We start from the raw sequence: 25,095 nt of genomic DNA, 5'->3' as shown, positions 1-25,095 counted from the left end.
TGTGTTGTCGTACGGCACTGTGTTACTGCGTCATTTCTTCACACGAACGGTCTTCGTCGACCGGGTCTCGAGAGTCATCTCGTCGGCCTCCTCGACCTTCGCTTTCAGTCGCACAGTACCTGCCGCCGCGTCGACCACGTCCACCACCTTCGCAAGCAGTTTCGCCGTATCCGCGTTTCCGGAGGCTCCCGCGAGCTGGACCGCCCGGCCCAGTTTGGCCGTTGCTCCGTCGATATCGCCCGCTTTGCGCATTTCCAGTCCCTGTCGGATGACCTGTGCCAGTTCGGCCTGCCCGGTGTAGTGGGCGACCTGGGGGTTGATCGAGGTGGAGGCGACCAGGTCGTCCGTCCACACGGCGCGTACGAGGCCCTGGGCGCCGAGGTTCCGGACGCCGCCGTCCGGCCCGGGGACGGCCAGGGAGACGCGGGCCGCCAGCATCTCCTGGCCGATGTCCGCGGCCGGTACCTCCACGCAGACGTGGTAGTCGCGGGACTCGTCGCCCCAGGAGCCGGTGGGGTAGTCCCCGGCGCGCGGTCCGGCCTCGGTGCGGCGGCCGGTCAGGTCCTCGACCGTGGGCGCGACCTGTTTGACGAACTTCACGGTGGTGCCGACCGGGGTCCACAGGCGCAGGGAGACGTCGGCGACCTCCTTGCCCATGGCCGTCTCCATCATCCGCGTGAAGTCGGCGGCCAGTCCCGCCGGGTCGGCGACGATGTCGGCGGTGCCGAGCAGGGCGGAGGCGATCGCTGTGACTTCTTTCACTTCCCAGTCGGTGCCCACGCCGCGGGCGTCGCAGGTGAACTGTCCGGCGCAGGCGCCGAGCGTCGCCCTCAGGTCCTCGGGCGACTCGTGCTCGTTGCGCCCGTCGGTGAGGAGGATGCCGTGCCGGATGGTGACGTCCGCGGTGGACAGCAGCCGGCCGGCCAGCCGCAGCCAGGTGCCGATGGCGGTGCCGCCGCCCGCGCTCAGCCGGCGCAGCGCCTGCCTGGCCTGCTCGCGGGTGGTGGCGTCGGCGACCGCGAGCCGGCCGCCGCCCGGGTAGACCTCGGCGGCCACGTGCGTACCGGCGATCACCGTGAAGTGCACGCCGTCGCGCAGGGTGTCGATCGCGGCGGCCGTCGCGTCCCGGGCGTTGCGCATCTTGGCCGGCGGGTAGTCCATCGAGCCCGAGCAGTCGACCATCAGCGCCACGGCCGCGGACGGCCCCTGGCCCGGCGCGTACAGCCGGGACGCCGAGACCGCGTTCCCGACGGTGCCGCCGCCGGTCGCGGTGACCGTGACGATCGCGTCGACCACGCGGCCGCCCTCGGGGAGGTACTCGTTCTGGTAGACGTCCACCGAGAACTGCGGCACGTTCGACTTCGAGAAATTGGCCATGCCGGTTCGCATCCCCCTCTACGTCCCCACCGCGGCGGGGTGACGGCTGCTGGCGCGGGCCGCCCCCTGCGGCCCGCGAGACCGCCGCGCCGCGCACCCGGGGCGCGCGGCGCGGCGGCGTGGGCCTCAGACCGATCCTGCCCCCGCGAGCGGGGCCGGGAACGGCACGACGGCCACTGTTACGTTGTCGTGGCCCCCGCCGTCCAGGGCGTGGCCGACCAGCACCCGGGCGCTGTGCAGGGGGCGTTCGGCGGCGTCGAGGGGGACGGCCGCGGCCATCTCCTCGGCCGTCTCGGCGTAGTTCCACAGGCCGTCCGTGCAGACCACGACCACGCCCGCGCGGTCCGGCTTGTACGAGGCGGTGTGCGGCTCCAGTTCGTAGGCGTCGGCGCCGAGCCAGCCGGTGATCGCGTGGGCGCGCTCGTCGGCGTACGCCTCGGCCTCGCTCATCAGGCCGGCGGCGACCATCTGCGCGGCCCACGAGTCGTCCTCGGTGAGCCGGGCGGGCGGGGCGCTGCGGTCCGCCGGCACCCAGTAGACGCGGCTGTCGCCGACCCAGCCGACGACCAGCAGACCCGAGGCCACCACGGCGCCGACCAGGGTGCAGGCGGGGGCGTTCTGGTGCGGGGCCTGCTCGAGGGCCGTGGCGGGCTCGTCCGCCAGCGCGTTGACGGCGCGCGAGGCGGCGACGATCGCCTCGTGCATGGCCTGCTGCGGGTGCGTCCCGCGCGGCAGGGCGGCGAGCAGCGACTCACCGGCGGCGCGGGAGGCGGCGAGCGAGGCGTCGTCGGGGCGCGTCGCGGAGGACACGCCGTCGCAGACGATGGCCACGGCCGCGGGGGCGCCGTCGGGCAGCGCGGTGCAGCCGACGGAGAACGCGTCCTCGTTGCGGTGGTGGCGCAGCCCGCGGTCGCTGACCGCGGCGACGGGGCCCGACTCCTGCTCCATGTGGTCGCGTTCGCGGGGCTGGGCGTGCCCGCAGTTCTCGCAGTAGCCGTCGTCGTCGACGCGGCCCGCGCGGCAGGCCACGCACACCTTGCCGGCGGCGGGCGGCGCGGGGACGGCACCCGGGGCCGGTGCGGGTCCGGGCGCCGGTGAGTGCGCGGACACCGGGGCCGACCGCGGGTCCGGTGCCTGGAGCGGGTACTCGTCGGGCTCGGCCGGACGGTCGGACCGTACGCCGGAGGCCGCCGGACCGGCTCCGGGACCGGTGCCGGGCGGTGCGTACGCGGCCGGGTGGGCCGGCGGGGCGGGAGGCGGCGGAGGGGGCAGCGCGGCGGGCGGTGCCGGTGGTGCGGCGGCCGGTGGCGGCGGGGGGCCGGCCGGCGGGTGCGCGGGCGCGGGCCGGCCGACGCCGTCCGGAGGCGACGAAGGGGCGGGCACCGTGCCGTTCATGGCGAGCGTCGGGCTGTCCTCGGGCCGCGGGGGCACGGCGGACAGGTCGTATCCGCACGCGCCGCAGAAACGGTCGTCCGACTCGAGGGGTTCCTCGCAGCTCGGACACTTCGGCACAGCGGCCTGCTGGGGCATCTGCGACATCAACTACACCCACGTCCGGGGGCGGTAACGATTGGCACGTTCCACCAGGTCGATCCTCTCCTCGCCGCCCCGCGCCAGCCGTGCCAGCGTGCGGTACGAACGCTCCAGGCCGAAACGCAGGCCGCGTTCGTCCAGACCGCTGCCGAGCAGCTTCCGTCCCCCGGCGGCGGGGGAGACGGAACCCCGGCCCCCGGAGAGTACCCAGTCCAGGGCGCAGCCGAGGACCTCGGCCGACAACTGCTCGCGGCGCGCCGGGTCCAGACCGTACACGTCCAGGGCCTCCACCTGCCGCGCGGCGGCGGTCAGATCGTCCAGGAACGCCACGTCGCCGGGCGCGGCGCTGCGCCGTCGCAGGCGTGCCCGCACGGCCGCCACCCGCGCGGCCGCGCAGTGGACGGACGACTCCGGCACCGACTCCAGCGTCCGTACGGCGCCGGCCCGGTCGCCGACGGCCAGCTGGACCCGGGCCAGTCCGAACGCGGCGCTGACATGGCTCGGGTCGGCCGACCAGACCAGGCGGTAGTACTCGGCCGCGTTGTCGAGCTGGCCCAGCACCTCGGCGCACAGGGCGAGCGCCAGCTTGGGCGCGATCTCCCCCGGGAAGGCGTCGTAGACGGCGTCGAAGGCGAGCGCGGCGTCCTCGTGGCCGCCGGTCACCAGCGCGGCCGTGCCCCGGTACCAGACCACCCGCCAGTCGTCGGGCCGTTCGTCCTCCAGCCTCTCCAGGTCCTCCAGCGCGGCCCGCGTGTCGCCCTGCTCCAGCCGGGCCCGGACCTGCCGCAGCCGGGTCTCCGTCGACGGCGCCGGCACGGAGGCCAGCGCGGTCAGCAGCTCCCCGGGAGCGGACGCCGTCAGGCCGGTCAGGAAACCGGCGTAGGGGTCGCCGGGATCGACCCGGGGAGCCGGCAGGGCGAGGGCGGCGGTGGGGGCGTCGACGGCCTTCACCAGCCCGGACACGGCACCGCCGAGGGCGCCGGCCGTGCTCACGGCACCCGGCGGTCCGGCGCTCGCGCCCGTCCCCGCGGGCAGCACGGCACCGGGGCCGGCCCCCGCGCCGCCGTGGGCCGCGCCGGCCGGGACGACTCCGCCGGGCGCCCCCACGGCCGGGGCCGGCCCGGCCGCGGGCACGGCGCCCGCGCCGGTGTTGCCGCCGGGTGCTCCGGCCGCTTCGCCCGGTGCCCCGGACACCGCTTTGGCCGCCGCGCCGGAGCCGCGTCTCCTCGTACGGACCGCCCGCGCCCCCAGCCGCGACACCTCGCCGTCCAGCTGGGGGAACAACTCCGTGTCGACCACCCGCAGTTCGGGTCCGAAAAGGGTGGACAGCGCGGGCCGGGCCCGGCCCGTCTGCAGCGAGACCACCTCGCGCAGCACGCCCGTCAGCTGCTCCGCCATCTCCTCCGCCGAGGCGAAACGGCGGGCCGGATCGGGGTCGGTGGCCCGCACCAGGAGCCGGTAGAACGACTCGTACCGCCGGAACACGTCGATGCCGTCCGGGTCCGGCAGCGAGTCGGCGTACACGGTGGTGTAGCCCTGGAAGTCGAACGTCAGCACCGCGAGGGTCCGGCCGACCGTGTACAGGTCGGACGCCACCGACGGGCCGACGTCGACGACCTCGGGAGCCTGATAGCCGATCGTGCCGTAGATCGCCGACTCGTCGTCGTCCACGTGGCGCACCGCGCCCATGTCGATCAGCTTGAGCTGGTCCTCGGTCTGGATCGCGTTGTCGACCTTGAAGTCGCAGTAGAGCAGGTTGCGGCTGTGCAGGTGGCCGAGGGCCTCCAGCGCCCCGATGCCGTAGGCGCACGCCTGCTCCACCGGCAGCGGGTCGCGCCGGCCCTCCGGCGTGCGGCGGGCGTTGGCGATCTCCTTGAGGGACTTGCCGCCGACGTACTCCATGACGATGTAGCCGTCGAGGGAACCGGTGCGCTGGTCGAGGTGCTCGACGAAGTTGTAGATCCGCACGATGTTGGCGTGCTCGATCTCCGCGAGGAAGCGCCGCTCGGAGATGGCCGCCGCCATCGCGTCCTGGTCGCCGGTGTCCAGCAGGCCCTTGAGGACCACCCAGCGGTCGGCGACCGCCCGGTCCACGGCGAGGTAGATCCAGCCCAGCCCGCCGTGCGCCAGACAGCCGGCCACCTCGTACTGGCCGTGCACCACGTCCCCGGCCCTCAGCTTGGGCACGAACGAGTACGGGTGGCCGCACTTGGTGCAGAAGCCCTCCGTGCGGCCGGGCCGGTCCCCGCGCGCCCGGCCGACCGGCGCCCCGCAGTCCGAGCGCGAGCAGAACCGCTTGCGCTCGGGCACCTCGGGGTTCGCCAGGACCATCGCGCGCGGGTCGGGCCGCGGGATCGCCGGGACCTCGACCAGGCCGGCACCGAGCCGCCCCCGGGCGGAGGAACCGGCGGGCGTTCCCGAGCTGCGCACCGACACCGAACGGCCCGTGGCCCGGCCCGGCATGGACCGCGACAGCCGGCCCGACACCGAACGCCGGGACCTCGACGACTGCGAGGGCTGCGACGACGACCGCGCGCTGCGGCCGCTGGAACGCGACCCGCGCCCGGCGGAGCGCGACCCGCGCCCGCCGCCGGTGATCCCGGTCGGCGCCGAGCCCACCATGCCGTCGGGCGCGACGACGGGCGCGAGACCGCAGGTGTCGCAGTACAGTTCGCCGCCGCCCACGTCCTCGTAGGACCCGTCGCAGCCGGGGCGCTGGCACGCCCGCTGTTCCTGGCTCATGCCGCCGCCTCCCCGTCGCCCGTGCCGCCCACGCCGCCCGTGCCGTTCACGTCCCCGGCTCCGCCCGGTCCGCCGGTCCGCCCTGGCCGGGCACGCGCGGGGCGGATTCCAGCAGTTCGGCCGCGGCCCGCTGATAGCGCAGCACGGCCTGCTCGGCGACGCGCAGGTCGCAGGGCGCGCTCCACAGCATGCGGCGCGCCTTCTCGTACTTCTCGGTCAGCTCCGGGTCCTCCGCGAAACCCAGCCGGGCGACCTTCGCCCGGTACGCGTCCAGCCGGCCGCGCAGCTCGGCGCGGACCGCGAGCGGCGCGGTGACCGCCGTCAACGACTCACGGGCACGCAGCAGTTCGTCCTCCGCCTTCTCCTCCAGCGACTCCAGGAGGGGCGACAGGCGGTGCCACTGGGCGTGTCTGCGGTACTCGGCGGCCGCCGCCAGCTGCTCCTGCAGCGCGGTCGGCGGGCCGCTGACCACCGGCACCTCCGTCGCCGCGATCTTCGCCAGCACCTCGCCGCGCGCGGTACGGGCTTCGGCGAGCGTGCGGTCCGCCCTGGAGAGCACGTCCCGCAGCCGTACGATCCGCTGCTCGGCGTCCTGGCGTACGGCCAGCACCGCGTCGATCTCGCGGCGCACGTCCTCCAGGGCGCGCGCCTCCCTGTCGTACACCGTGGTGTCCGGCCGGCCGCCGCCCGGTGCCGAACTGCCCTCGGCGGGCACCCAGAACGCCAGCGGGTCCGACACCACCTGCTCGCGCAGCCGGGTCAGCGTGCGCGTGATGCGCTCCAGGTCGTCGCCGGCCGGGTGCTCGCCGGGGCGCACGCCCACGGAGTGCGCGAGCCGGCGGGTGCGCTGGAGCTCGGCGGCGAGCAGATCGATCCGGGCGGGCAGGGCCGACCAGACGGCGTCGGCGGCGACCACCAGATCGAGGGAGGCCGCGTAGAGCTGGTTCATCCGCTCCACCAGCGACTCCAGCGAGTACCGCTCGCTGAGCCGGCCCGGTCCGCCCTGCGGGTCCGGCGCGCCGGCCGCGGCGCTCCCGGCCACCGTGACCGCCTCGCCGCGCAGCAGCTCCGTCAGCGCCACCAGGTCCTCGTGGCTGGACCAGCGGCGCCGGGCGCGGATCTCCCGGGCGGTGCGCAACGCCCGGGTGTACGCGTCGAAATAGGTCCACAGCAGTGTGATCGACGCCTCCGCGGCGGCCCAGCGCTCCCGGGTGACGCCCGTGAGCTCCGCGCCCTCCAGGAGTCTGCGGCCCGCGTGGTCCTGCAGGGCGAGGAGCGAGGTCTCGACCGCCTCGTGCTCCGCGCCGAGCCGCGCCAGCGCACGGTCGACCTCGTCCCGGTCCATCACCGGCCCGGAGGGACCCGTGTCGCCCATCGGTCACCTTTCACTTCACTGTTTCCGCTTCACTGTCACGGACTCGTGCGTGCTCTTCTTCTGCGCCTTCTGCGCTTTCGGGGCGTGGCGGCCGGTCAGCTCTCGCGCAGGTACTCCGGCTTCGGCGGTGCCGACCCCCTCCAGTCGGCGCCCATGGTCTTCGACAGCCACTCGTCGTACGAGTGCTGCCAGCCCCCGGTCGTGTCCGCCCGCCACTCCACGAGGATCTGGTTGACGCGGCGCACCAGGTCGTCGGCGCCCTTGCGCATCGCCACCCCGTAGTACTCGGTGGTGAAGGTGTCGCCCTTGAGCGCGACCGTGGGGTCCTGCGCCGCCTGGCTGGCGGCCAGCGCGCCGTCGGTGACCACGGCGTCGACCTCGCCGAGCTGGAGGCGTACCAGGCAGTCCAGCTGGTTGGGCACGACGGTGCGCAGATCGGCGCGGGCGCCCCATCCGCCGTCCAGCCGGTCCTGCTCCAGCGTGCTCAGCGCCGTCGAGCTCGCCGCCGTGCAGATCCGCTTGCCGGCCAGCGTGCTGTTGTATCCGGTGATGGGGGACGACCTGGGGGCGAGCAGTTGCTGGCCCGTCCTGAAGTAGGGGGCGGAGAAGTCGACTTTCTCCATGCGCTCGCAGCTGATGGTCATGGTGCGGACCACCATGTCGACCCGCTGGTCCGCGATCGCCTTCTCGCGCTGGTCGGTGGGTATCGCCTTGAACTGCACGTCCTTCGGACTGCCGAGGATGTCCTGGGCGATGCGGCGGGCCAGGTCGATGTCGAAGCCCTCCAGCTCCGCGTCACCGCCGCTGTTCGGGTCGCGGTAGCCCCAGCGGTAGCTGTTCTGGTCGACGCCGACGACCAGCTTGCGCTTGGCGCCCTTGCGGTCCTGGATCGCCTTGATGGTGGGGCCGTCCGCACTGCTCGGGGACAGGGTCTGCTTCTCCGGCTCCGTGCACTCCCCGGCCGCGCGGGCCTGCCGGCCGTGGACGGTGCCCTGACCGCCCGCGTCCGCGCCGCCGCCCTCACTGTGCGACCGCACCATCGGCAGCAGCAGCGCGAAGAGCACCGCCAGCGCGCAGGCGAGCGCCATCGCACCCACCCCGCCCCAGCCCCTCAGGCCGGCCCGCAGCCCTCGCGCACGCACCCTCACGCCCCCTTTCACGGGTACCCCTTCCCACCCGCTCACCGGGTCCTCGTCCCGCTTCACCGGTACTCCGACAGTCTGCGGCCGATGCCCAGCACCGCGCCGGCCGCGCCCAGGACGGCGAGGGCGGCGGCACCCTGGGGCAGGTGGTCCGTCGCCGCCAGCCCGGCGCGCGCGGCCTGCCCGAACTCCGCCTCCTCGTGCCCGATGGCGTCGGCCAGCGCGGTGTCGACCTCGTCGAAGCACTCGGCCGTGGCACCCTGCTCGCCGATCACCAGGTCCAGCGCCTGCTGGTAGTTGCCGTTCTCGTCCTGCTCACGGGCGGCCGCATGGCGCTTCTTCCACTCCGTCATGCCGGCGGCCGCCGCCGCGACCGGCTTCTCGCCCGCCTGGTCGTCGGCGAGGCGCCGCGCCTCGGTCAGCCTCTCGCCGAGGGCGGTCATGTTCTTGTCGTGGTCGAGGTCGTAGGCGTCGCGCGACTCCCCGCCCACCTTCCGTGTCTTCGCGCCGCGCGACACCAGCGTGAGGTTCTCGTTCCCCCGGGCCTTGAGGGAGGCGATACGGGCCTCGTACAGCGCGTTCAGGGAGCGTACGCCGTGGTCGTGGGAGTCGCCCAGGTCCGACCGCGCGACGCCGTGGCCGGCGACCAGCCAGAGCAGGGCGGTCACCGCGGCGGCCGTGGCGGCGACCAGGCCGTGGTTCAGGACCCGGTTGGTGCGCCGGTAGGTGCGGTGCTGCGCCCAGCCGAGGGCCGCGAGGGCGAGGGCGCCGAGGGCGATCGCCGCCCAGGGGTACGGCCTGGCGTCGGCGTAGTCACCGCTCAGCCGCCGGTTCTCCCGGGTGTAGAGGTCCTCCGCGGCCGGGAGCATCTCCTTCTGCATCTTCTCGTTGGCGTAGCGCAGATAGGCGCCGCCGACGGGGTAGCCCTGCCGGTTGTAGGTGCGGGCGCGTTCGATCAGGCCTTTGTACTCGGGCAGGAGGCGGTTGAGCCTGGCGATGGTCGCCGCGGCGGGGGAGCCGGCGTCGGAGCCGGCGGCGGCCTTCACCAGTCCCTCGGCGGCCGCGCTCACGCCGTCCTCGTACCGGTCGCGGGAGGCCGTGGTCTCCTGCCCGCCGGCGAGGAAGCCGCTGGAGGCCGCCGTGTCGGCGTCGGCGAGGGAGCGGTAGATGCCGGCGGCGGAGCTGAGCGACCGGCCGCGGTGGAGCATGTCGGCGGCGGCGGCGGATCGCGCGTTCGCCTCCCAGGCGGTGACGGCGCCGAAGGCGAGCAGGAGTACGGCGAGCAGGGCGCCGACGGCGCGCAGCCGGCCGGGCTCGGTGGTGGCCGCCGCGCGCAGGCGCTCCACGCCCTCGGCGAACGCGGTGCGGCGGGGCGGCAGCGGCGGGGCGGCGGCCGCGGTGGCCTTGCCCGGCCGCTGCGGCGGAACGGTCCGCGGAGGCACGGTGCCGGGCAAGGCCGGGCCGGCGCCCGGCACCGGCGCCGCGCTGCCCTTCGGCGGTCGAGTCACTCTGACCTCCCCCGTGGTCATCCGTCGCCGCAAGTATCGCGCCCCGCACCGGGATTCGCACCGCTCTTACCCGATCTTGGTCGGACCGCGGTGTTCCGCACCCCCGCTCCCGGCGCGTCCGGCCGGCACGCGCCCCATCGGTGAGTCCCCCTCAGCTCTGCCCATGAATACGCCCGGGGAACCGGCGCGGTTCCCCTGCGGCCTCCCCCGCGGGCCCCCTCAGGCGCCGAAGTGGGCCCGTGCCCGCGCCTGCGCCGCGGCGGGCGCGCCCGTGCGGTCCAGTCCCAGCAGCACCGCCCCCAGCACCGGCGGTGCCGTCACCACCCGCGGCACCGCCCTGGGCGCGCGGGCCGCCAGCAACTCCCGTACCCGATTGTCGAGTTGCGGGTGCCGGGCGGCCAGGACGCTGCCGCCGAGGAGTACCGGTGCCGGCTCGTCCAGCAGGCCGAGCCGGGTCAGGGCGACCGTGGCCATGGCGACGATCTCGTCCGCCTGCCGGTCGACGACCGCGCGGGCCACGGCGTCGCCGCCGGCCGCCGTGGCGAACAGGACGGGGGTCAGCTCGTGCCGCCGTACCGGCTCGATGCGCCGCAGGTGCAGGGCCTCGACGAGGGCGTACACGGAGTCCAGCCCGAAGTGCGCCGGCAGGGTCCGGGCGAGCGCCGTGGGCTCCCCTCGCCCGTCCTCCGCGCGCGCCGCGTGCCACAGGGCCTCCTCGGCCAGTGCCCAGCCGCCGCCCCAGTCGCCGGAGATCCTGCCGACGGCCGGGAAGCGGGCGGTACGGCCGTCGGGGCGCATGCCCACGCAGTTGACGCCGGCGCCGCACACGACGGCGACCCCGCGCGGCTCGGTGACGCCGGCCCGCAGGACGGCGAAGGTGTCGTTGCGCACCTCGACGCCCGTACCCCACCCGCGCGCCCGCAGCGCGGCGGACAGTTCCTCCTCCTCCACGGGCAGGTCGGCGTTGGCCAGGCACGCCGAGACGTGGCCGGCGCCGGTGACGCCGGCCGCGGCGAACGCCCGCGTCACCGCCTCGGCGAGGACGTCCACCGCCGGTCCGACACCCACGGCGTGCGGACGGAACCCGTCGCCGCGGGCGGTGGCGAGGACCTCCCCGTCCGCCGCCACGACGGCCACGTCCGTCTTGCTGTTGCCCGCGTCGAGGGCGAGCACGCTCGCGTTCAGGCCCACGCCAGGTGCTCCCGGTTGTGCGCGACCAGCAGGTCGGTGAGCCGTTCCGCGTGGGCGTACTGCCCGACGAGGGGGTGGGCGAGCAGCGCCCGGAACACCCGGTCCCGCCCGCCGCGCAGGGCCGCGTCCAGGGCCAGGTCCTCGTACGCCGTCACACTCGCCATCAGCCCCGCGTACAGCGGGTCCACGGCCGGTACGGCCAGTGGTACGGCGCCCTCGCGGCCCACCGCGGCCGGCACCTCGATCACCGCGTCGTCGGGCAGGAAGGGCAGCGTGCCGCGGTTGAGGGTGTTCACCACCTGGTGGGGGGAGCCGGTGCCGCCGAGCAGCGCCGCCGCGAGGTCCACGGCGGCCTCCGAGTAGTAGGCGCCGCCGCGTCCGGCGAGCAGCGCCGGCTTCTCGTCCAGGGCGGGGTCGGCGTACATCTCCAGCAGCCGCCGCTCCATGGCCGCGACCTCGGCGGCCCGCGAGGGCCTGGTGCGCAGCTCGTCCACCACCTCGTCGTGGGCGTAGTAGTAGCGCAGGTAGTAGGACGGGACGACGCCGAGGCGGTCCAGGAGCGGCCGGGGCAGGCGGAGGTCGGCGGCGACGGCGTCGCCGTGCTCGGCCAGCAGCCGGGGCAGGACGTCCTCGCCCTCGGGGCCGCCGACGCGGACGCCGGTCTCCCAGGTGAGGTGGTTGAGGCCGACGTGGTCCAGGTGCACGTCGGCGGGTGCCGTGCCGAGCAGCGCGGCGAACTTCCGCTGCAGCCCGATCGCGACGTTGCACAGGCCGACCGCCTTGTGCCCGGCCCGCAGGAGGGCGCGGGTGACGATGCCGACCGGGTTGGTGAAGTCGATGATCCAGGCGTCGGGGCTGGTACGGCGCACGCGCTCGGCGATGTCCAGTACCACCGGGACCGTGCGCAGCGCCTTGGCGAGGCCGCCGGCGCCGGTCGTCTCCTGGCCGACGCAGCCGCACTCCAGCGGCCACGTCTCGTCCTGCTCGCGGGCCGCCTGGCCGCCGACGCGCAGCTGCAGCAGGACCGCGTCCGCGCCGTCCACGGCCGCGTCCAGGTCGGAGGTGGTGACGATCCGGCCGCCGTGCCCCTGCCGGGCGAAGATGCGGCGGGCGAGGCCCCCGACCCGCTCCAGCCGGTCCGCGGCCGGGTCGACGAGGACCAGCTCGTCGACCGGCAGCGTCCGCCGCAGCCGGGCGAAGCCGTCGACGAGTTCGGGCGTGTAGGTCGAACCGCCGCCGACCACGGTGAGTTTCATGTACGTCAGCCCTTCACTCGGATCAGGAGGCCGTGACCGGCGCGGTCGCGGCCGGGACGGGGGTGGGGCGCGGTGGGGCGCGATGGACGGGGCGCGGTGGGGTGCGCGCGCCGGCGGGAGATGTTCAAGGGGGGTGTTCAGCGGGTGGTGTCGAAGACCTCGTCGCGCGTGGCGGCGAGCGCGGTCTCCAGGGCACCGCGCAGCACGGGACGCTCGGTCACGGTGCCGAGGACGAGCCGGGGCGCGGCCGCGGCCAGCTCCGCCAGCTCGTCCTGGACCGCGGCGCGCAGCGGCTCACCGCCGGCGGCGAGGACCGTACCGCCGAGTACCACCAGCTCGGGGTCGAGGACGGAGACGAGGGAGGCCAGCCCGGTGGCGAGGCGGGTGGCGTAGGTCCGCAGCAGGCGACGGTGGGGGGCGTCGTCGGGGCGCAGGGCGGCCGAGGCGAGCAGCGCGGCCGCCGACTCGGCGGGCGGTCCGGACGGCAGGGGGCCGATGCCCAGCTCGCGGGCGAGCCCCGGCACCGCCTGCGCCCCGGCCAGCTCCTGGAAGCCGCCGCTGTTGGCCCGGGTGACCCGGCGCACCAGCGGCGCGCCCGGCACCGGCAGGAAGCCGACCTCGCCCGCGCCGCCGGTCCAGCCGCGGTGCAGCCGGCCGCCGAGGACCAGTGCGGCGCCCAGCCCCTCCTGGTTCCACAGCAGCACGAAGTCCCGGTGGCCGCGGGCCGCGCCCAGCCGCTGCTCGGCCAGGGCGGCGAGGTTCACGTCGTTCTCGTACCCGACCGGCATCGGCAGGGCGGCGGCGATCTCCTCCAGGAGGCCGGGGGAGTGCCAGCCGGGCAGGTGGGCGGCGTAGCGCAGCCGGCCGGTGTTCGGGTCGAAGGCGCCCGGGGTGCCGATGACGAGGCGGCGGACGTCGTCCCGGGCGAGTCCGGCGGCCTTCACCGCGCCGTCGAGGGCGTCGGTGACCTGCCGGACGACGGGGACACCGGTGTCCCGGCGCGGGGAGGGCAGCTCGTACCGGCCGACCGTGCGGCCGGTGAGGTCGGCGACCGCGGCGAGGACACGGGCCGGGGTGACGTCGAGGCCGGCGGCGTGTCCGGCGGCCGGGTTGATCTCGTAGAGCCGGGCGCCGGGGCCCGGCCGGCCCTGCGTGGTGCCGCCGGCCAGGACCAGCCCCGCCGCCTCCAGGCGGGCCAGGAGCTGGGAGGCGGTCGGCTTGGACAGGCCGGTGAGCCCGCCGATCCGGGTGCGGGACAGCGGCCCGTGCTCCAGCAGGAGGTCCAGGGCGGCCCGGTCGTTCATGGCGCGCAGGACGCGCGGGGTGCCCGGCGTGCCCGGCGCGTCCTGCGTACCGGAGCTTCCTGCCATGTGGGTGCGCACCTGCCTCTCGGCCGCTCGGCCTCCCGTGGGGCTGGGCCTGCGGTGACTGTCAGGAAAGTTTCCTGTCCTCCGGGGAACGTAGGTCCGCCCGGGCAGACCCGTCAAGAGGGAGAGCCCTCAGGACCCGTCGACGGGGACGCTTTGGAGGCTGTCCGGCAGGGGCGTTCCGGGGACCGTCCGGCGGGACCGCGCAGAACACCGCCCCCGAGGCGACGCGCTGGTCGCTCCGGGGGCGGGGAGAGAGGTGGCCGGACGGGAAGGAGAGGCGCGCCGGGCGGGCTACTTCGTGGTGCTCGGCGGTGTGATCGGGGACGCGGCCATCGACTGCGGCGAGGCGGTGCTCGCGTAGGCCGACGGCGGTGCGACGCCCGCGGCCGGGTCGGGCGCCGGGGCCACGGCGCCGTCCACCGGGAACGTGGCGCCGCCGACGATCGCGATGCCGGCCTCGTCGAAGGCCCGCTTGATGCGCCAGCGCAGCTCGCGCTCCACGGTGAGGGACTTGCCGGGCATGGTCTTCGCCGAGACCCGCACGACCATCGAGTCCAGCAGGACGCTGTCCAGGCCGAGCACCTCGATCGGGCCCCAGAGCATCTCGTTCCAGGGCTCCTCCTTGCTCATCCGCTCGGCGACCGCGTCGATGGTCTCCTTCACCCTGTCCAGGTCCTCGTCGGAGCGGACGGTGACGTCCACGCCGGCCGTCGACCAGCCCTGGGAGAGGTTGCCGATCCGCTTGACCTCGCCGTTGCGCACGTACCAGATCTCGCCGTCGGCACCGCGCAGCTTGGTCACGCGCAGCCCGACCTCGATGACCTCGCCGGAGGCCACGCCCGCGTCGATGGTGTCACCGACGCCGTACTGGTCCTCCAGGATCATGAAGACGCCGGAGAGGAAGTCGGTGACCAGGTTGCGGGCGCCGAAGCCGATCGCGACGCCCGCGACACCGGCGGACGCCAGCAGCGGGGCCAGATTGATCTGGAACGTGCCGAGGACCATCAGGGCCGCGGTGCCGAGGATGAGGAAGCTGGCCACGGACCGCAGCACCGAGCCGATGGCCTGCGACCGCTGCCGGCGCCGCTCGGCGTTCACGAGCAGCCCGCCCAGCGCGGTGCCGTCCACGGCACCGGCGGTGCGGTTCATCCGGTCTATCAGCTTGGTGATGCCCCGCCGCACCACCGCCCGCAGCACGGTCGCGATCACCAGGATCAGCAGCACCCGCAGCCCGATCGCGAGCCACGTGGACCAGTTCTGCTCGACCCAGCTCGCGGCGTTCGTCGCGCCCTCCTGGGCGTCCTGGAGCGTGGGCACCCCCGGGACCGCCGGGGACGGCGAGGGCGACGGCGACGAACCGGAGTCCGGCAGGGCGGCGGCCGGCAGCACGGCGGCCGACAGGACGGCGGACAGGGACACGGCGGATACCTCCAGGTGCGGCGCCCGTCCGCGGCGCGGGGCGGCCGGGCGACAACGGTCCAAGGGTCTGGTCCAAGGTCACGGGAAGGTCACCGGACGGGCAGAACAACCACACTAACGGGGCACCGTGCGCGGATCGGCGTGAAGTTCACGGAAGAGACGGCGCTCACCCGCGCTTGAACTGGTCAGGCTCCGGGGGATGCATCGGATGTGGTCGAAAACACTCCCGGCCCGTTACCGGGACATGGTGGCGCGTGCGCCGGACATGAGGGGAGACTGACTACGGATCGTCCCGGCGCGAGCCACGCGCCGCCGGCGTACAAGGAGGCATCCGTGCCGCATGTCCTGGTTCTCAACGCGTCGTACGAGCCACTCGGCGTCGTACCGCTCCGCCGCGCGCTCGTCCTCGTCCTCGAGAACAAGGCCGTCTGCCTCGAGGAGTCCGGCGCCTTCCTGCACAGCGCGACCGTCACCGTCCCCGCACCCAGCGTGGTCCGGCTCAAGCGTTTCGTGCGGGTCCCCTACCGGGGGCCCGTTCCTCTCACCAGGCGTGCGCTCTTCGCGCGCGACGGAGGCCGGTGCATGTACTGCGGCGGCGTGGCCACCAGCGTCGACCACGTCGTCCCCCGCAGCCGCGGCGGCCGGCACGCGTGGGACAACGTCGTCGCCTCCTGCCGCCGCTGCAACCACGTCAAGGCCGACCGGCACCTGGTCGAGCTGGGCTGGCGCCTGCGCCACAAGCCCGCCCCGCCCACGGGCCTGGCCTGGCGCATCATCGGCACGGGCCACCGCGACCCGCGCTGGCTGCCGTACCTGCAGCCCTACGGCGCGGACGACGCCCTGGCCCGCATCGACGGCATCTCGGCCTGACGGACCGGGCCGGCCGGGCCCGCTCAGCGCACCCAGTTCTTCAGGGGCCCGGTGTCCAGAGCGATCCCGACCGGCTCGGGCAGCACGACCTCCTTGCCGAAGGGCAGGGTCTGCACGGTCTCGTACCGCCCGCCGTCCGGCCGGCTGTGCACCTTGATCTCGCGGGTGTCCCGGTCGATCAGCAGGTACACCGGAATACCGGTCTCGGCGTACGCCCGGGGCTTCTCGACCCGGTCGCGCCGGTCGGTGTCGGAGTCGTACGAGGTGACCTCGACGACCATGAGGACGGGGGAGGGGTCGGCCCATTCGCCCGCACCGGCGAAGGCATAACTGGGAACCAGGGAGCCGTCGGGGCGGGCGCGCCCCTCCCGGTAAGTCTCGATGATCAGACCTTGGTGGGAGTTGAGGAACAGATCGGGGCGCTGCTGCATGCAGACACGCGTGAGCCACTCGATGATGTTTCCGTGGTCGCCGTCCGGCACGGCCTTCCCCCCGAGATGTCCGTTGATGAACTCGAGCCGCGCGCCTTCTATGTTCCGGTCGGCATGGCGGGCGAGTTCCTCGAACTCGGTGACGCGCATCTGGGGCCTGTCGGCGGTCACGGTCACAGGGCTCCTCCGGATCTGAGGGGGTCCGTACGCTCAGCGTAGAGGAGATCCGGCCTGCCGGGCGGGGTGTCCCACTCGGCGTGCACGGTCTTGCCGACGGGCCGGTGCTTCGCCTCGCGCCGCAGGCACGGGAGCGGTTCGTGGGGGAGTCGGGGCGGCTGCCGCTCAGGGGCGGCTCCACGTGAGTGTGTAGCGCCAGAAAAGCCGACGGCGCAGCCGGGCGCCGGGCAGGGCCGTGCGGGCCGCTTCGGCGATGTCGGAGAAGGACATGTCGGCCGGGCGGGTCCGCGCGGTCATCGAGACGGGCGGGGCGGCACTCCGCCCCCTGTTCCTGATCCACCCGGTGGCGGCGTTCAGGGGGACGGCGGCCGCGCCGAGCAGGTGGTCCGTGGCGGTCCGCGGCCGGAAGAGGCCGACGACGACCAGTGTGCCGCCAGGGGCCAGGTGCCTGCGGAAGGTGTCGAGAGCCTCCGTGAACGGCAGATGGTGGATGGTGGCGACGCAGGTGATGACGTCGTGGGGGCCGGCGGGGAGTCCCGTCAGGGCGTCCGCCACGGTGAAGGACACCGCCGCCGACTCGGAGGTCAGCGCCCGCGCCCGCGAGGTGATCACGGGGTCGGAGTCGACGCCGTGGACCTCGTCGGCGCGGGAGGCGAGGAGCCGGGCCAGGTCACCGCTGCCGGAACCGACGTCCAGCGCGCTGCCGAACCGGCGGGGGAGCTGCCGCAGGATCCAGCGGTGGTAGTGGGCGTTGTGGTCCCAGGGATGAGCGGCGTTGAACCGGTCGAGCGCCCGGAGGAGTCGATGCGGCAGTGACGTCATACGGATCCTCTGTCAGTTCGTCCCGGACCGGGAAGCTGCGGAGGTGGCTGCGGGGCAGGTGGCGGTTTGCGCAGGAGCGTGATCAGACGGGTTCCGGCCGGCAGGTGGCGGCGCGGGAGCGTCAGCTCGGTCGAGTCGCCCGGTGCGGACAGGACGAGGGTCCGTACGTCTCGCACCGCGACCGCGTCCTCGTGCCGGTCCACCACTCAGAGGAGACCACCGGAGGCGCCGATGCCGTGGACGAGCAGCGCGGCGAGCAGTGGCAGGCTCGTCCACACCCCCGCCAGGATCGCCAGCCGCCTGGGCAGGGACCGGCGCGCCGCCTGGCGGATCCGCTGCGACTGCGGGCCCGTGCGCTGCTGTTCGGTCATACCGGTCACCCTAGCGAGGGGGCGTGCTGGAGCCCCTCCCAACTTCCCTGGCCAATAGCGGACTTGAGGTCGCCTCGGCTCGCCGGGCAGCCGTCACACGTACCGCAGCTCCCCCGGCCGTACCGAACGGCCCAGCAGAGGCAGGGCCGTTGCCGACGCGAGCAGGCACAGGGCGTACACCGCGGGTGCGACCAGCAGGGCCGTCCACGGCAGTGAGCCGTCACTGGTGAGGGAGGAGTACCAGACGCCGGTCCCCATACCGCCGGCGCCGGCCAGCAGCAGGGCCGGGGCCAGGGGGAGGGCGGTCTCCAGCAGCAGGGCGCGGCCGAGGACCGGGCGCGGGACGCCGGCGGCGACCTGGGCGGCGAGGACGCGGCGGCGGGTGGTCAGGGACTCGGCGGTGCCCACGGCGAGGCCGGACAGGGTGATCGCGAGGGCGACGAGGACGGCGGCGCCGGCCAGGTCGAGGCCGGTGGTGTAGTACTCCCGGTCGGCGGCCAGGTACTCCCCGGAGCGCAGCTCGGTGAGCATCGCGTGCCGGACGCACAGGAACGCGGTCCCGGCGACCGTCACCACCAGGACGGCGGCGTGCGTACGGGCCGGGGCCCACGGGTCGTCGCGCAGCCGTTCCGCCGCGAGCAGCGGGGCCGCCGTCCGGGCCCGCGCGGCCAGGACCCGGCCGGTGAGCCGGGCGGTGGCCCCGGCCAGCCACACCGCGCCCGCGCCGAGCGCGACGACGAGGCAGAAGACGGTCAGCGGGGCGTGCCAGTGGACCCGGTTGCCCGCGACGTGACCACGGCTCATGGCGAGCGGGGCCACCGCGACCAGCAGCACCAGCGCACCCAGGAACAGCGCCCCCGGACCGCGCCCCGTCCCCGGCCCCGTCCGGCGCACCCGTCCCAGCGGCGACGCCACCACACGGCGCAGCGCCAGCGCGCCCGCCGCCGCGCCCGCCACCGGCACCCCGAGGGCGACCAGCGCGAAGCCGGCCCAGGTCAGCGCGGTCGGCCCGCTCCACAGGCGCAGCAGGAGCAGCGCCGAGAAGACGGTCGCCACCGCCGAGCCCAGCAGACAGGCGAGCCCGGTCTCCAGCGCCGCGATCCGCCGCACCTGCCAGGGCGTCGCCCCGGCCAGCCGCAGCCCGGCCAGGCGCCGGTCCCGGTGCACCGCGCCGATGCGGGTGCACTGGCCGAGGAAGGCCAGCACCGGCACGAGCAGCAGCAACAGGCCGGCGATCGCCCCGGACCGGGTGCCGGGCCCGCTCAGCAGACCGTGGAGGACGGAGACGGAGTAACCGCCCGGCACCGACGCGAGCGCGACCGCCGCCAGGGCGAAGCCCGTGGCCAGTGCCGCGCCCGCCGCCGTGAGCGCGATCCGCCACCACTCCCGCCGGTCCGAGCCGCGCACCAGTTGCCGGGCCAGCCGGGCGTCCGAGACCACCGTGCTCACGCCGTCACCTCCAGCGCCGTGACGGCACCGTCCCGCACCTGGACCTCGCGGTCCGCGTACGCCGCCACCTGCGCGTCGTGCGTGACGAGCAGCACCGCCGTGCCCGATTCCCGGGCGGTGTGCGCCAGCGCCGCCATCAGCTGCTCGCTCGCCAGGGAGTCCAGCGCCCCGGTCGGTTCGTCCGCGAAGACCACCCTCGGCCCGGTGACCAGCGCGCGTGCCAGCGCCGCCCGCTGTGCCTGGCCCCCGCTCATCTCGCCCGGCCGCAGCCCCTCCTGCCCACGCGCCCCGAACCGCTCCAGCCACTCACCGGCCCGCGCCCGCGCCTCGGCCCGGCCGGTGCCCGCCAGCATCAGCGGCAGCGCCACGTTGTCCAGGGCCGTCAGCTCCGGGATCAGCTGACCGAACTGGAAGACCACACCGAAGTCGGTACGGCGCAGCTCGCTCAGCCGCTTCTCCGGCAGTCCCTCCAGCCGCTGCCCGTCGTACGTCACCGAGCCGGCGTCCGGCCGGACGATCCCGGCCAGGCAGTGCAGCAACGTCGACTTCCCGCTGCCGCTCGTCCCGGTGACGGCGAGGATCTCGCCGGCGCGCAGTTCGACGGACGCGCCGCGCAGGGCCTTTGTCCTGCCGTGCGCCTTGACCAGACCGGTGGCCGCGAGCAGCGGCCCCCTCGTCTCCCCGTTCGTCATGTCGTGCGGACCTCCGCGGTCAGAGTGGTGAGCCGGGCCGCCGTGGTGGTCATCCAGCGGAGGTCGGCGTCGAGGTGGTTGAGGGCGTGGTCGGCCGAGAGCACGGTCGTCAGGTCCGCGCCCGGGGCGGTCTTGACCGCCGTGAGCTCCCGCATCCGCCGCATGTGGGCGGCGCGCTGGGCCAGCAGGTACGCGTCCGCGTCGGCGCCGGTGAGGATGGCGACGACGAGCCTGGCGAAGATCTCGTTCGTCACGAAGGGCGCGGGCGGCGCGACCTCCGCCGTCCAGCGCGCCAGTTCGCGCGCCCCCTCGTCCGTCACGCGGTACGCGGTCCGCTCCGGGCCGCCGTCCGACCCGGTGCCGTCGACCTCCGCGAGGCCGTCCCGGACCAGGCGCTGCAGGGTCGTGTAGACCTGCCCGTAGGCCAGCGGGCGGGCCTGCGGGAAGCGTTCGTCGTGCCGTCGCTTCAGGTCGTAGCCGTGGCTCGGCCCCGAGGCGAGCAGTCCCAGCAGGATGTGACGGGTGCTCATGCCGCCGAGTATTCACCGCGTACATGTACTGAGTGAATAGTTGCGCCGGAACTCGCTCGGACGAGTGACGGCCGGTGTGGGGGCTTTCGCCCCGGTCCAGGATGTTTCCCCGGAGCGGAATGTGGCCAGGGTCACGTTGTCCGTCCCGGGGTGCCTGTCCGCGCGGCGACTGGGTAGGGCTGCCGTGACCCGTCAGAACGTGCCCGGTCCGCTCCGGCACACCTCGACACCCAAGGAGACCCCCATGGCCGCACCGGCGCCCCTGCTGCTCCCGGCCCCTTCCAAACCCGTGGCGGAGCCGCCCGCCCCCTGGGCGGAGCCCTCCGCCGACTCCGGCACCCCGCACTACTGCGTCTTCGGCACCACCACCGGCGGCTGCGCCGGCGCCCCGCTGACCAGCGAACCGCCGCTGCCCGACGCGGCTCCCCTCACCAGCGAGCCGCCGTTCACCGACGCCGTACCCCTGACCAGCGAATCCTCCCCCGAGCTCACGGCAGACGTCCCGGAGCAGGGCGGCCCGTCCTTCGCCGTACCGGAACCCGAGAGGTCGTAGATGACAGCTGCCCGGCCGGCCGAGCCCCCCGTCGAAGACCTTTCCGAGGATCTGGTCCGGCTCGCCGCCCTGCACGGCGTCGCCACCTCCTACGATCCGTCCCCCGACCGCACCGTCGCCGCCTCGGCCACCGCCGTCACCCTCGCGCTGGCCGCCCTCGGCGTCGACGCGAGCGGCCCCGCGGCGGTGCGCGCCGCCCTCGCCGCCCGCGAGGAGGAGCTGCGCGGACGCCTGCTGCCGCCGACCGTCGTCGCCCGCGCCGGCGGCGGCACCCCGGCCGCCCTGGCCGCGCTGCCCGAGGGCACCGTCCTGCGCGTCGAGACGGAGCAGGGCGGGACCCGCGCCGACGCCGGGCGGCTCCCCGCCGGCTACCACCGCCTGACCGCCACCGCGCCCGACGGCCGGACCGCCCACGCCCACCTGATCGTCGCCCCCGGCCGGCTGCCCGCCCCGCCCGGCCGCTCCTACGGACTCCTCGTCCAGCTGTACTCCCTCCTGTCCCACCGCTCCTGGGGCATGGGCGACCTCGGCGACCTCGGCGAACTGACCGCCTGGGCCGGCCGCGCCCTCGGCGCCGGCTTCGTCCAGGTCAACCCGCTGCACGCCGCCGTGCCCGGCGCCCCCACCGACCCCTCGCCCTACCGACCCTCCTCCCGGCGCTTCCCCGACCCCGTCCACCTGCGCGTCGAGGACGTCCCCGAGTACGCGTACGTCGCCGACGCCGCCGGCCTGCGCGCCCTGCGGGAGCGTGCCGGACGGCTGCGCTCCGCCGTGCTGGAGGAGGGCGCCCTCATCGACCGGGATGCCGTGTGGGAGCTCAAGCGCGAGGCCCTGGAACTGCTCCACGAGGTCCCCCTCGGCCCCGGCCGCCGCGCCGCCTACTGCGACTACCTCGCCGAACAGGGCACCGCCCTGGAGGACCACGCCACCTGGTGCGCGCTCGCCGAGAGACACGGCTCCGACTGGCGCCGCTGGCCAAAGGAGCTGCGCGACCCGCGTTCCGCCGGCACCGCCCGCGCCCGCCGCGAGCTGATGGACCGCGTCGACTTCCACTCCCGTCTCGCCTGGCTCACCGACACCCAGCTCACCGCCGCCCAGCGCACCGCCCGCGAGGCCGGCATGCCCGTCGGGATCGTCCACGACCTCGCCGTCGGCGTGCACCCGCAGGGCGCCGACGCCTGGGCCCAGCAGGAGTACTTCGCCGCCGGCATGTCGGTCGGCGCGCCACCCGACGCCTTCAACGCCCGCGGCCAGGACTGGGGCCTGCCGCCCTGGCGCCCCGACCGCCTCGCCGCCTGCGGCTACACCCCCTTCCGGCACCTGCTGCGCGGCCTGTTCCGGTACGCGGGCGCCCTGCGCATCGACCACGTCATGGGCCTGTTCCGGCTCTGGTGGGTCCCCGAGGGCCACCCGCCCACCGAGGGCACCTACGTCCGCTACGACGCCGAGGCCATGCTCGCCGTCCTCGTCCTGGAGGCCACCCGGGCCGGCGCCGTCGTCATCGGCGAGGACCTCGGCACCGTGGAACCGGGCGTGCGCGAGACCCTGCGCGAACGGGGGGTGCTCGGCACCTCCGTGCTCTGGTTCGAACGGGACTGGGCGGGCGACGGCCGGCCCCTGCCGCCCGAACGGTGGCGCGCCGACTGCCTGGCCACCGCCACCACCCACGACCTGCCGTCCACCGCCGCCCGGCTCTCCGGCGAACACGTCGAACTCCGCGACCGGCTCGGCCTGCTCACCCGCCCGCTGGAGCAGGAGCGGGCCGAGGCGGCGGCGGACGCCGCCGAATGGCTCGGACAGCTCGCCCGGCTCGGCCTGCTGCACGGCACCGGCGGCGACACCGGCACCCCCTCCGAGGAGGCCGGCATCCAGGCCGTCCACCGCTTCCTGCTGCGCACCCCCGCCCGCATGGTCGGCCTCTGGCTCCCCGACGCCGTCGGCGACCGCCGCCCGCAGAACCTGCCCGGCACCTGGGACCAGTACCCCAACTGGCGGCTGCCCGTCGCCGACGCCGAGGGCCGCCCGGTCACCCTGGAGGACCTGGCCGCCTCACCGCGCCTGCACGCCCTGACCGAGGTGATGCGGGCCGGTTCCGCACCCTGAACGGGACGCCCGGGGCCCCGTACGGCACCCCGGGCGCGCGCCCCGTTCGGCCGTTCGCTAACTTTGCACCGTGGACAAGAAGAACGCCCTGCGCGCCGGCGCCCTGGCAGCCGGTACGACGCTGATGATGCTGCTCATGTCGTCCCCCGCGCTCGCGCTGACCCGCGACGACGGCGACGACCCCGGCACGGGCCTGAGCGTCATCGAGACGCTGGGTCTCTACGTCCTGCTCCCGCTCGGCCTGTTCGTGGTCATCGCGGGTCTGGTGATGGTCCTGGACCGCTCCAAGGAGGAGCACCGCGTGACCTCCCGCAACGTGAAGACCCGGGCCGGCGCGAAGGCCTGACGGCCCGCCGAGGTCCGCCCGGCCCGCCGAAGACCCGTCAGTCCGCCAAGGCCCGACGGCCCCGTGGTCCGGTGATCCGCAACCGGGCCCGACGGCCCGCCTCCGCCGCACCGAGGGCGCCGGCCCCGTCCGCGTACGCACCAGCCGTACGCGGACGGGGCCGGCGCCCTCGCGGCGTTCCCGGGGGAGGAGGCCGCGTCGGCTACTTCTCGGTGGCGGCGAGCAGCTCCCGCAGCAGACCGGCGAGGAGCCCGGCCCGGTCGGGGCCGAGGGCGGACAGCGCCTCCGTCTGGACGGCGAGTCCGGCGCCGACGGCCCGGTCGATCAGCTCCAGCCCCTCCGCGGTGAGCGTCACCCGCAGCCCCCGGCGGTCGTGCGGGTCGGGGGAGCGGCGCAGCAGCCCGGCCCGCTCCAGCTTGTCCAGACGGCCCGTCATGCCGCCGGTGGTGAGCATCAGCGTGGCCGACAGCTGCCGGGGGGAGAGGGTGTAGGGCTCGCCGGAGCGGCGCAGGGTGGCCAGCACGTCGAACTCGCCCCGGGAGATCCCGTAGGGCGTGTACGCCTTCTCCATCCGGTCGCCCATCGCGCGCGCGAGCCGGAAGACGCGGCCGAAGACCTCCATGGCGGCCGTGTCCAGATCCGGCCGCACCGCCGCCCACTGGCCGATGATCGCGTCGACGGGGTCCTGGCGCTGTCCGGGCCGCGGCTCGGGGTGTTCGGTCATGGCACGAGTATCCGGGGCGTTCCGGTCGCCCGCAAGAAAGTGGCTTGACGGAAACTTGCTTAGCGCTAAGCTACCTTCGAACGACCCGCTCCGAACGACCCGCTCCCCGGACCACGTCGTCGCCACGAAGGGTGCCCCCATGGCCGCCGGCCGCCCCAGCACCGCCCTCATCGCGCTCACCGCCCTCGCCCCCGTCTCCTGGGGCACCACCTACGCCGTCACCACCGAGTTCCTGCCGCCCGACCGGCCCCTGTTCACGGGGCTGATGCGCGCCCTGCCCGCCGGGCTGCTGCTGCTCGCCCTGGCCCGGGTGCTGCCGCGCGGCGCCTGGTGGGGGAAGGCGGCGGTGCTGGGCGCACTCAACATCGGGGCCTTCTTCCCGCTGCTGTTCCTGTCCGCCTACCGGCTGCCGGGCGGCATGGCCGCCGTCGTCGGCTCGGCCGGCCCGCTCCTCGTCGTCGGGCTCTCGGCACTGCTGCTCGGGCAGCGGCCCACGGCCCGCTCCGTCCTCACCGGCCTCGTCGCCGCGTTCGGCGTCAGCCTGGTCGTACTGAAGGCGGCCGGCGCCCTGGACCCGCTCGGCGTGCTGGCGGCCCTCGCCTCCACGGCCTCCATGTCCGCCGGTACGGTCCTCACCAAGCGGTGGGGACGCCCCGACGGCGTCGGCCCGCTCGCCCTCACCGGCTGGCAGCTGACCGCGGGCGGCCTGCTGATCGCGCCGCTCGCCCTCCTCGTCGAGGGCGCCCCGCCCGCGCTGGACGGCCCGGCGACCGGCGGCTACCTCTACCTGGCGCTCGCCAACACGGCCGTCGCCTACTGGCTCTGGTTCCGCGGCATCGGCCGCCTCTCCGCCACCCAGGCCACCTTCCTCGGCCCGCTCTCCCCGCTGACCGCCGCCGTCGTCGGCTGGGCGGCCCTCGGCGAGGCGCTGACCCCCGTACAACTGGCGGGCATGGCACTGGCCTTCGGCGCCACCGTCGCGGGACAGCTCACGCCGGGCGGACGGGGCGGGGACGGGACCGCCGAGAGCCTCGGAACCTTCAGTTCTCCTTCAAAGAACGGTCGAGAAGATTCGATGGACCTGACGGGTCCGGTCCTGCGACGGTAGGCGCGC

Annotated in this window: 22 protein-coding genes; 5 read left to right on the top strand and 17 right to left on the bottom strand. The window is 75.2% G+C overall.

Going from position 1 to position 25,095, the window contains the following annotated elements; translation table 11 throughout:
- Positions 1 to 30 precede the first annotated feature (30 nt).
- The 10 genes from ACFYOJ_RS12940 to ACFYOJ_RS12895 all read right to left on the bottom strand — a co-directional run bounded on the left by ACFYOJ_RS12940 (position 31) and on the right by ACFYOJ_RS12895 (position 14,913).
- Complete coding sequence (locus ACFYOJ_RS12940; protein WP_356554794.1) at positions 31 to 1,377, bottom strand: VWA domain-containing protein; 1,347 nt, start codon at positions 1,375 to 1,377, stop codon at positions 31 to 33.
- A gap of 126 nt (positions 1,378 to 1,503) precedes the next feature.
- A complete protein-coding gene (locus ACFYOJ_RS12935; protein WP_356554793.1) occupies positions 1,504 to 2,916 on the bottom strand; it encodes a PP2C family serine/threonine-protein phosphatase in 1,413 nt (470 codons plus the stop codon).
- A gap of 3 nt (positions 2,917 to 2,919) precedes the next feature.
- A complete protein-coding gene (locus tag ACFYOJ_RS12930; RefSeq protein ID WP_356554791.1) occupies positions 2,920 to 5,652 on the bottom strand; it encodes a tetratricopeptide repeat protein in 2,733 nt (910 codons plus the stop codon).
- A 46-nt stretch (positions 5,653 to 5,698) separates the two neighbouring features.
- Positions 5,699 to 7,027 (bottom strand): hypothetical protein, encoded by a 1,329-nt coding sequence (locus tag ACFYOJ_RS12925; protein WP_356554789.1) that lies wholly within the window; start codon positions 7,025 to 7,027, stop codon positions 5,699 to 5,701.
- Between the two features lie 95 nt (positions 7,028 to 7,122).
- Positions 7,123 to 8,169, bottom strand: a complete 1,047-nt coding sequence (locus ACFYOJ_RS12920) for a glutamate ABC transporter substrate-binding protein (RefSeq protein ID WP_356554788.1) — start codon at positions 8,167 to 8,169, stop codon at positions 7,123 to 7,125.
- Positions 8,170 to 8,228: 59 nt separating this feature from the next.
- The gene (locus tag ACFYOJ_RS12915) at positions 8,229 to 9,677 is read right to left on the bottom strand and encodes a hypothetical protein (protein ID WP_356554786.1); all 1,449 of its coding nucleotides are present in this window, start codon (positions 9,675 to 9,677) and stop codon (positions 8,229 to 8,231) included.
- Positions 9,678 to 9,896: 219 nt separating this feature from the next.
- Positions 9,897 to 10,868: a BadF/BadG/BcrA/BcrD ATPase family protein gene (locus ACFYOJ_RS12910; RefSeq protein ID WP_356554784.1), complete on the bottom strand. Its 972-nt coding sequence runs from the start codon at positions 10,866 to 10,868 to the stop codon at positions 9,897 to 9,899.
- Positions 10,859 to 12,124, bottom strand: coding sequence for a 6-phospho-beta-glucosidase (locus tag ACFYOJ_RS12905; protein WP_356554783.1), 1,266 nt, complete (start codon positions 12,122 to 12,124; stop codon positions 10,859 to 10,861). The genes ACFYOJ_RS12910 and ACFYOJ_RS12905 overlap by 10 nt, the downstream gene beginning before the upstream one ends.
- 137 nt (positions 12,125 to 12,261) lie before the next feature.
- Positions 12,262 to 13,494, bottom strand: a complete 1,233-nt coding sequence (locus ACFYOJ_RS12900) for an ROK family transcriptional regulator (RefSeq protein WP_356554782.1) — start codon at positions 13,492 to 13,494, stop codon at positions 12,262 to 12,264.
- A gap of 291 nt (positions 13,495 to 13,785) precedes the next feature.
- Positions 13,786 to 14,913 carry a mechanosensitive ion channel family protein gene (locus ACFYOJ_RS12895; RefSeq protein ID WP_356554780.1) on the bottom strand — a complete coding sequence of 376 codons (1,128 nt, stop codon included), beginning with the start codon at positions 14,911 to 14,913 and terminating at the stop codon, positions 13,786 to 13,788.
- A gap of 333 nt (positions 14,914 to 15,246) precedes the next feature.
- Between ACFYOJ_RS12895 and ACFYOJ_RS12890 the strand changes: the two genes are divergently transcribed.
- Positions 15,247 to 15,783 carry an HNH endonuclease gene (locus tag ACFYOJ_RS12890; protein WP_356554778.1) on the top strand — a complete coding sequence of 179 codons (537 nt, stop codon included), beginning with the start codon at positions 15,247 to 15,249 and terminating at the stop codon, positions 15,781 to 15,783.
- Between the two features lie 23 nt (positions 15,784 to 15,806).
- Here ACFYOJ_RS12890 and ACFYOJ_RS12885 read toward each other — a convergent pair whose 3' ends face one another.
- From ACFYOJ_RS12885 to ACFYOJ_RS12860, 6 genes are all read right to left on the bottom strand, one after another.
- Positions 15,807 to 16,391 (bottom strand): Uma2 family endonuclease, encoded by a 585-nt coding sequence (locus ACFYOJ_RS12885; RefSeq protein ID WP_356554776.1) that lies wholly within the window; start codon positions 16,389 to 16,391, stop codon positions 15,807 to 15,809.
- Positions 16,392 to 16,556: 165 nt separating this feature from the next.
- On the bottom strand, positions 16,557 to 17,213 hold the full coding sequence (locus ACFYOJ_RS12880; protein WP_356554774.1) for a class I SAM-dependent methyltransferase: 657 nt from the start codon (positions 17,211 to 17,213) through the stop codon (positions 16,557 to 16,559).
- Positions 17,214 to 17,419: 206 nt separating this feature from the next.
- Positions 17,420 to 17,584, bottom strand: a complete 165-nt coding sequence (locus tag ACFYOJ_RS12875; RefSeq protein ID WP_356554772.1) for a hypothetical protein — start codon at positions 17,582 to 17,584, stop codon at positions 17,420 to 17,422.
- Positions 17,585 to 17,677: 93 nt separating this feature from the next.
- Positions 17,678 to 19,033 (bottom strand): FtsX-like permease family protein, encoded by a 1,356-nt coding sequence (locus tag ACFYOJ_RS12870; protein ID WP_356554771.1) that lies wholly within the window; start codon positions 19,031 to 19,033, stop codon positions 17,678 to 17,680.
- Entirely contained in the window at positions 19,030 to 19,725 is a 696-nt protein-coding gene (locus ACFYOJ_RS12865; protein WP_356554769.1) for an ABC transporter ATP-binding protein, read from the bottom strand. Before ACFYOJ_RS12865 ends, ACFYOJ_RS12870 begins: the two co-directional genes overlap by 4 nt.
- Complete coding sequence (locus ACFYOJ_RS12860) at positions 19,722 to 20,255, bottom strand: PadR family transcriptional regulator (RefSeq protein WP_356554768.1); 534 nt, start codon at positions 20,253 to 20,255, stop codon at positions 19,722 to 19,724. The genes ACFYOJ_RS12865 and ACFYOJ_RS12860 overlap by 4 nt, the downstream gene beginning before the upstream one ends.
- 244 nt (positions 20,256 to 20,499) lie before the next feature.
- On the opposite strand from ACFYOJ_RS12860, the gene ACFYOJ_RS12855 reads away from it, so the two are divergent.
- The 3 genes from ACFYOJ_RS12855 (at position 20,500) to ACFYOJ_RS12845 (ending at position 23,257) form a co-directional block, all read left to right on the top strand.
- The gene (locus tag ACFYOJ_RS12855; RefSeq protein ID WP_356554766.1) at positions 20,500 to 20,808 is read left to right on the top strand and encodes a hypothetical protein; all 309 of its coding nucleotides are present in this window, start codon (positions 20,500 to 20,502) and stop codon (positions 20,806 to 20,808) included.
- Positions 20,809 to 22,911, top strand: coding sequence for a 4-alpha-glucanotransferase (gene malQ, locus ACFYOJ_RS12850; RefSeq protein ID WP_356554764.1), 2,103 nt, complete (start codon positions 20,809 to 20,811; stop codon positions 22,909 to 22,911).
- A 70-nt stretch (positions 22,912 to 22,981) separates the two neighbouring features.
- Positions 22,982 to 23,257, top strand: a complete 276-nt coding sequence (locus ACFYOJ_RS12845) for a hypothetical protein (protein WP_356554762.1) — start codon at positions 22,982 to 22,984, stop codon at positions 23,255 to 23,257.
- A gap of 202 nt (positions 23,258 to 23,459) precedes the next feature.
- Here ACFYOJ_RS12845 and ACFYOJ_RS12840 read toward each other — a convergent pair whose 3' ends face one another.
- The gene (locus ACFYOJ_RS12840) at positions 23,460 to 23,981 is read right to left on the bottom strand and encodes a MarR family transcriptional regulator (protein ID WP_356558293.1); all 522 of its coding nucleotides are present in this window, start codon (positions 23,979 to 23,981) and stop codon (positions 23,460 to 23,462) included.
- 139 nt (positions 23,982 to 24,120) lie between these two features.
- Here ACFYOJ_RS12840 and ACFYOJ_RS12835 point away from each other — a divergent pair, with 139 nt between their 5' ends.
- Positions 24,121 to 25,089 (top strand): EamA family transporter, encoded by a 969-nt coding sequence (locus ACFYOJ_RS12835; protein ID WP_356558292.1) that lies wholly within the window; start codon positions 24,121 to 24,123, stop codon positions 25,087 to 25,089.
- Positions 25,090 to 25,095: the final 6 nt, after the last annotated feature.

The organism is Streptomyces sp. NPDC006384 (assembly GCF_042870695.1).
Classification (GTDB): Bacteria; Actinomycetota; Actinomycetes; order Streptomycetales; family Streptomycetaceae; genus Streptomyces.
The sequence above is the reverse complement of the archived record's forward strand: the minus strand, read 5'-3'. Positions and strand labels throughout refer to the sequence as shown.

Coding starts and splice junctions, on each gene's coding strand:
- ACFYOJ_RS12930 (WP_356554791.1), bottom strand. CDS start 5,652: ATGAGCCAGGAACAGCGGGCGTGCCAGCGCCCCGGCTGCGACGGGTCC.
- ACFYOJ_RS12880 (WP_356554774.1), bottom strand. CDS start 17,213: ATGACGTCACTGCCGCATCGACTCCTCCGGGCGCTCGACCGGTTCAAC.
- ACFYOJ_RS12835 (WP_356558292.1), top strand. CDS start 24,121: ATGGCCGCCGGCCGCCCCAGCACCGCCCTCATCGCGCTCACCGCCCTC.
- ACFYOJ_RS12840 (WP_356558293.1), bottom strand. CDS start 23,981: ATGACCGAACACCCCGAGCCGCGGCCCGGACAGCGCCAGGACCCCGTC.
- ACFYOJ_RS12905 (WP_356554783.1), bottom strand. CDS start 12,124: ATGAAACTCACCGTGGTCGGCGGCGGTTCGACCTACACGCCCGAACTC.
- ACFYOJ_RS12935 (WP_356554793.1), bottom strand. CDS start 2,916: ATGTCGCAGATGCCCCAGCAGGCCGCTGTGCCGAAGTGTCCGAGCTGC.
- malQ (WP_356554764.1), top strand. CDS start 20,809: ATGACAGCTGCCCGGCCGGCCGAGCCCCCCGTCGAAGACCTTTCCGAG.
- ACFYOJ_RS12875 (WP_356554772.1), bottom strand. CDS start 17,584: ATGACCGAACAGCAGCGCACGGGCCCGCAGTCGCAGCGGATCCGCCAG.
- ACFYOJ_RS12860 (WP_356554768.1), bottom strand. CDS start 20,255: ATGAGCACCCGTCACATCCTGCTGGGACTGCTCGCCTCGGGGCCGAGC.
- ACFYOJ_RS12900 (WP_356554782.1), bottom strand. CDS start 13,494: ATGGCAGGAAGCTCCGGTACGCAGGACGCGCCGGGCACGCCGGGCACC.
- ACFYOJ_RS12940 (WP_356554794.1), bottom strand. CDS start 1,377: ATGGCCAATTTCTCGAAGTCGAACGTGCCGCAGTTCTCGGTGGACGTC.
- ACFYOJ_RS12865 (WP_356554769.1), bottom strand. CDS start 19,725: ATGACGAACGGGGAGACGAGGGGGCCGCTGCTCGCGGCCACCGGTCTG.
- ACFYOJ_RS12855 (WP_356554766.1), top strand. CDS start 20,500: ATGGCCGCACCGGCGCCCCTGCTGCTCCCGGCCCCTTCCAAACCCGTG.
- ACFYOJ_RS12925 (WP_356554789.1), bottom strand. CDS start 7,027: ATGGGCGACACGGGTCCCTCCGGGCCGGTGATGGACCGGGACGAGGTC.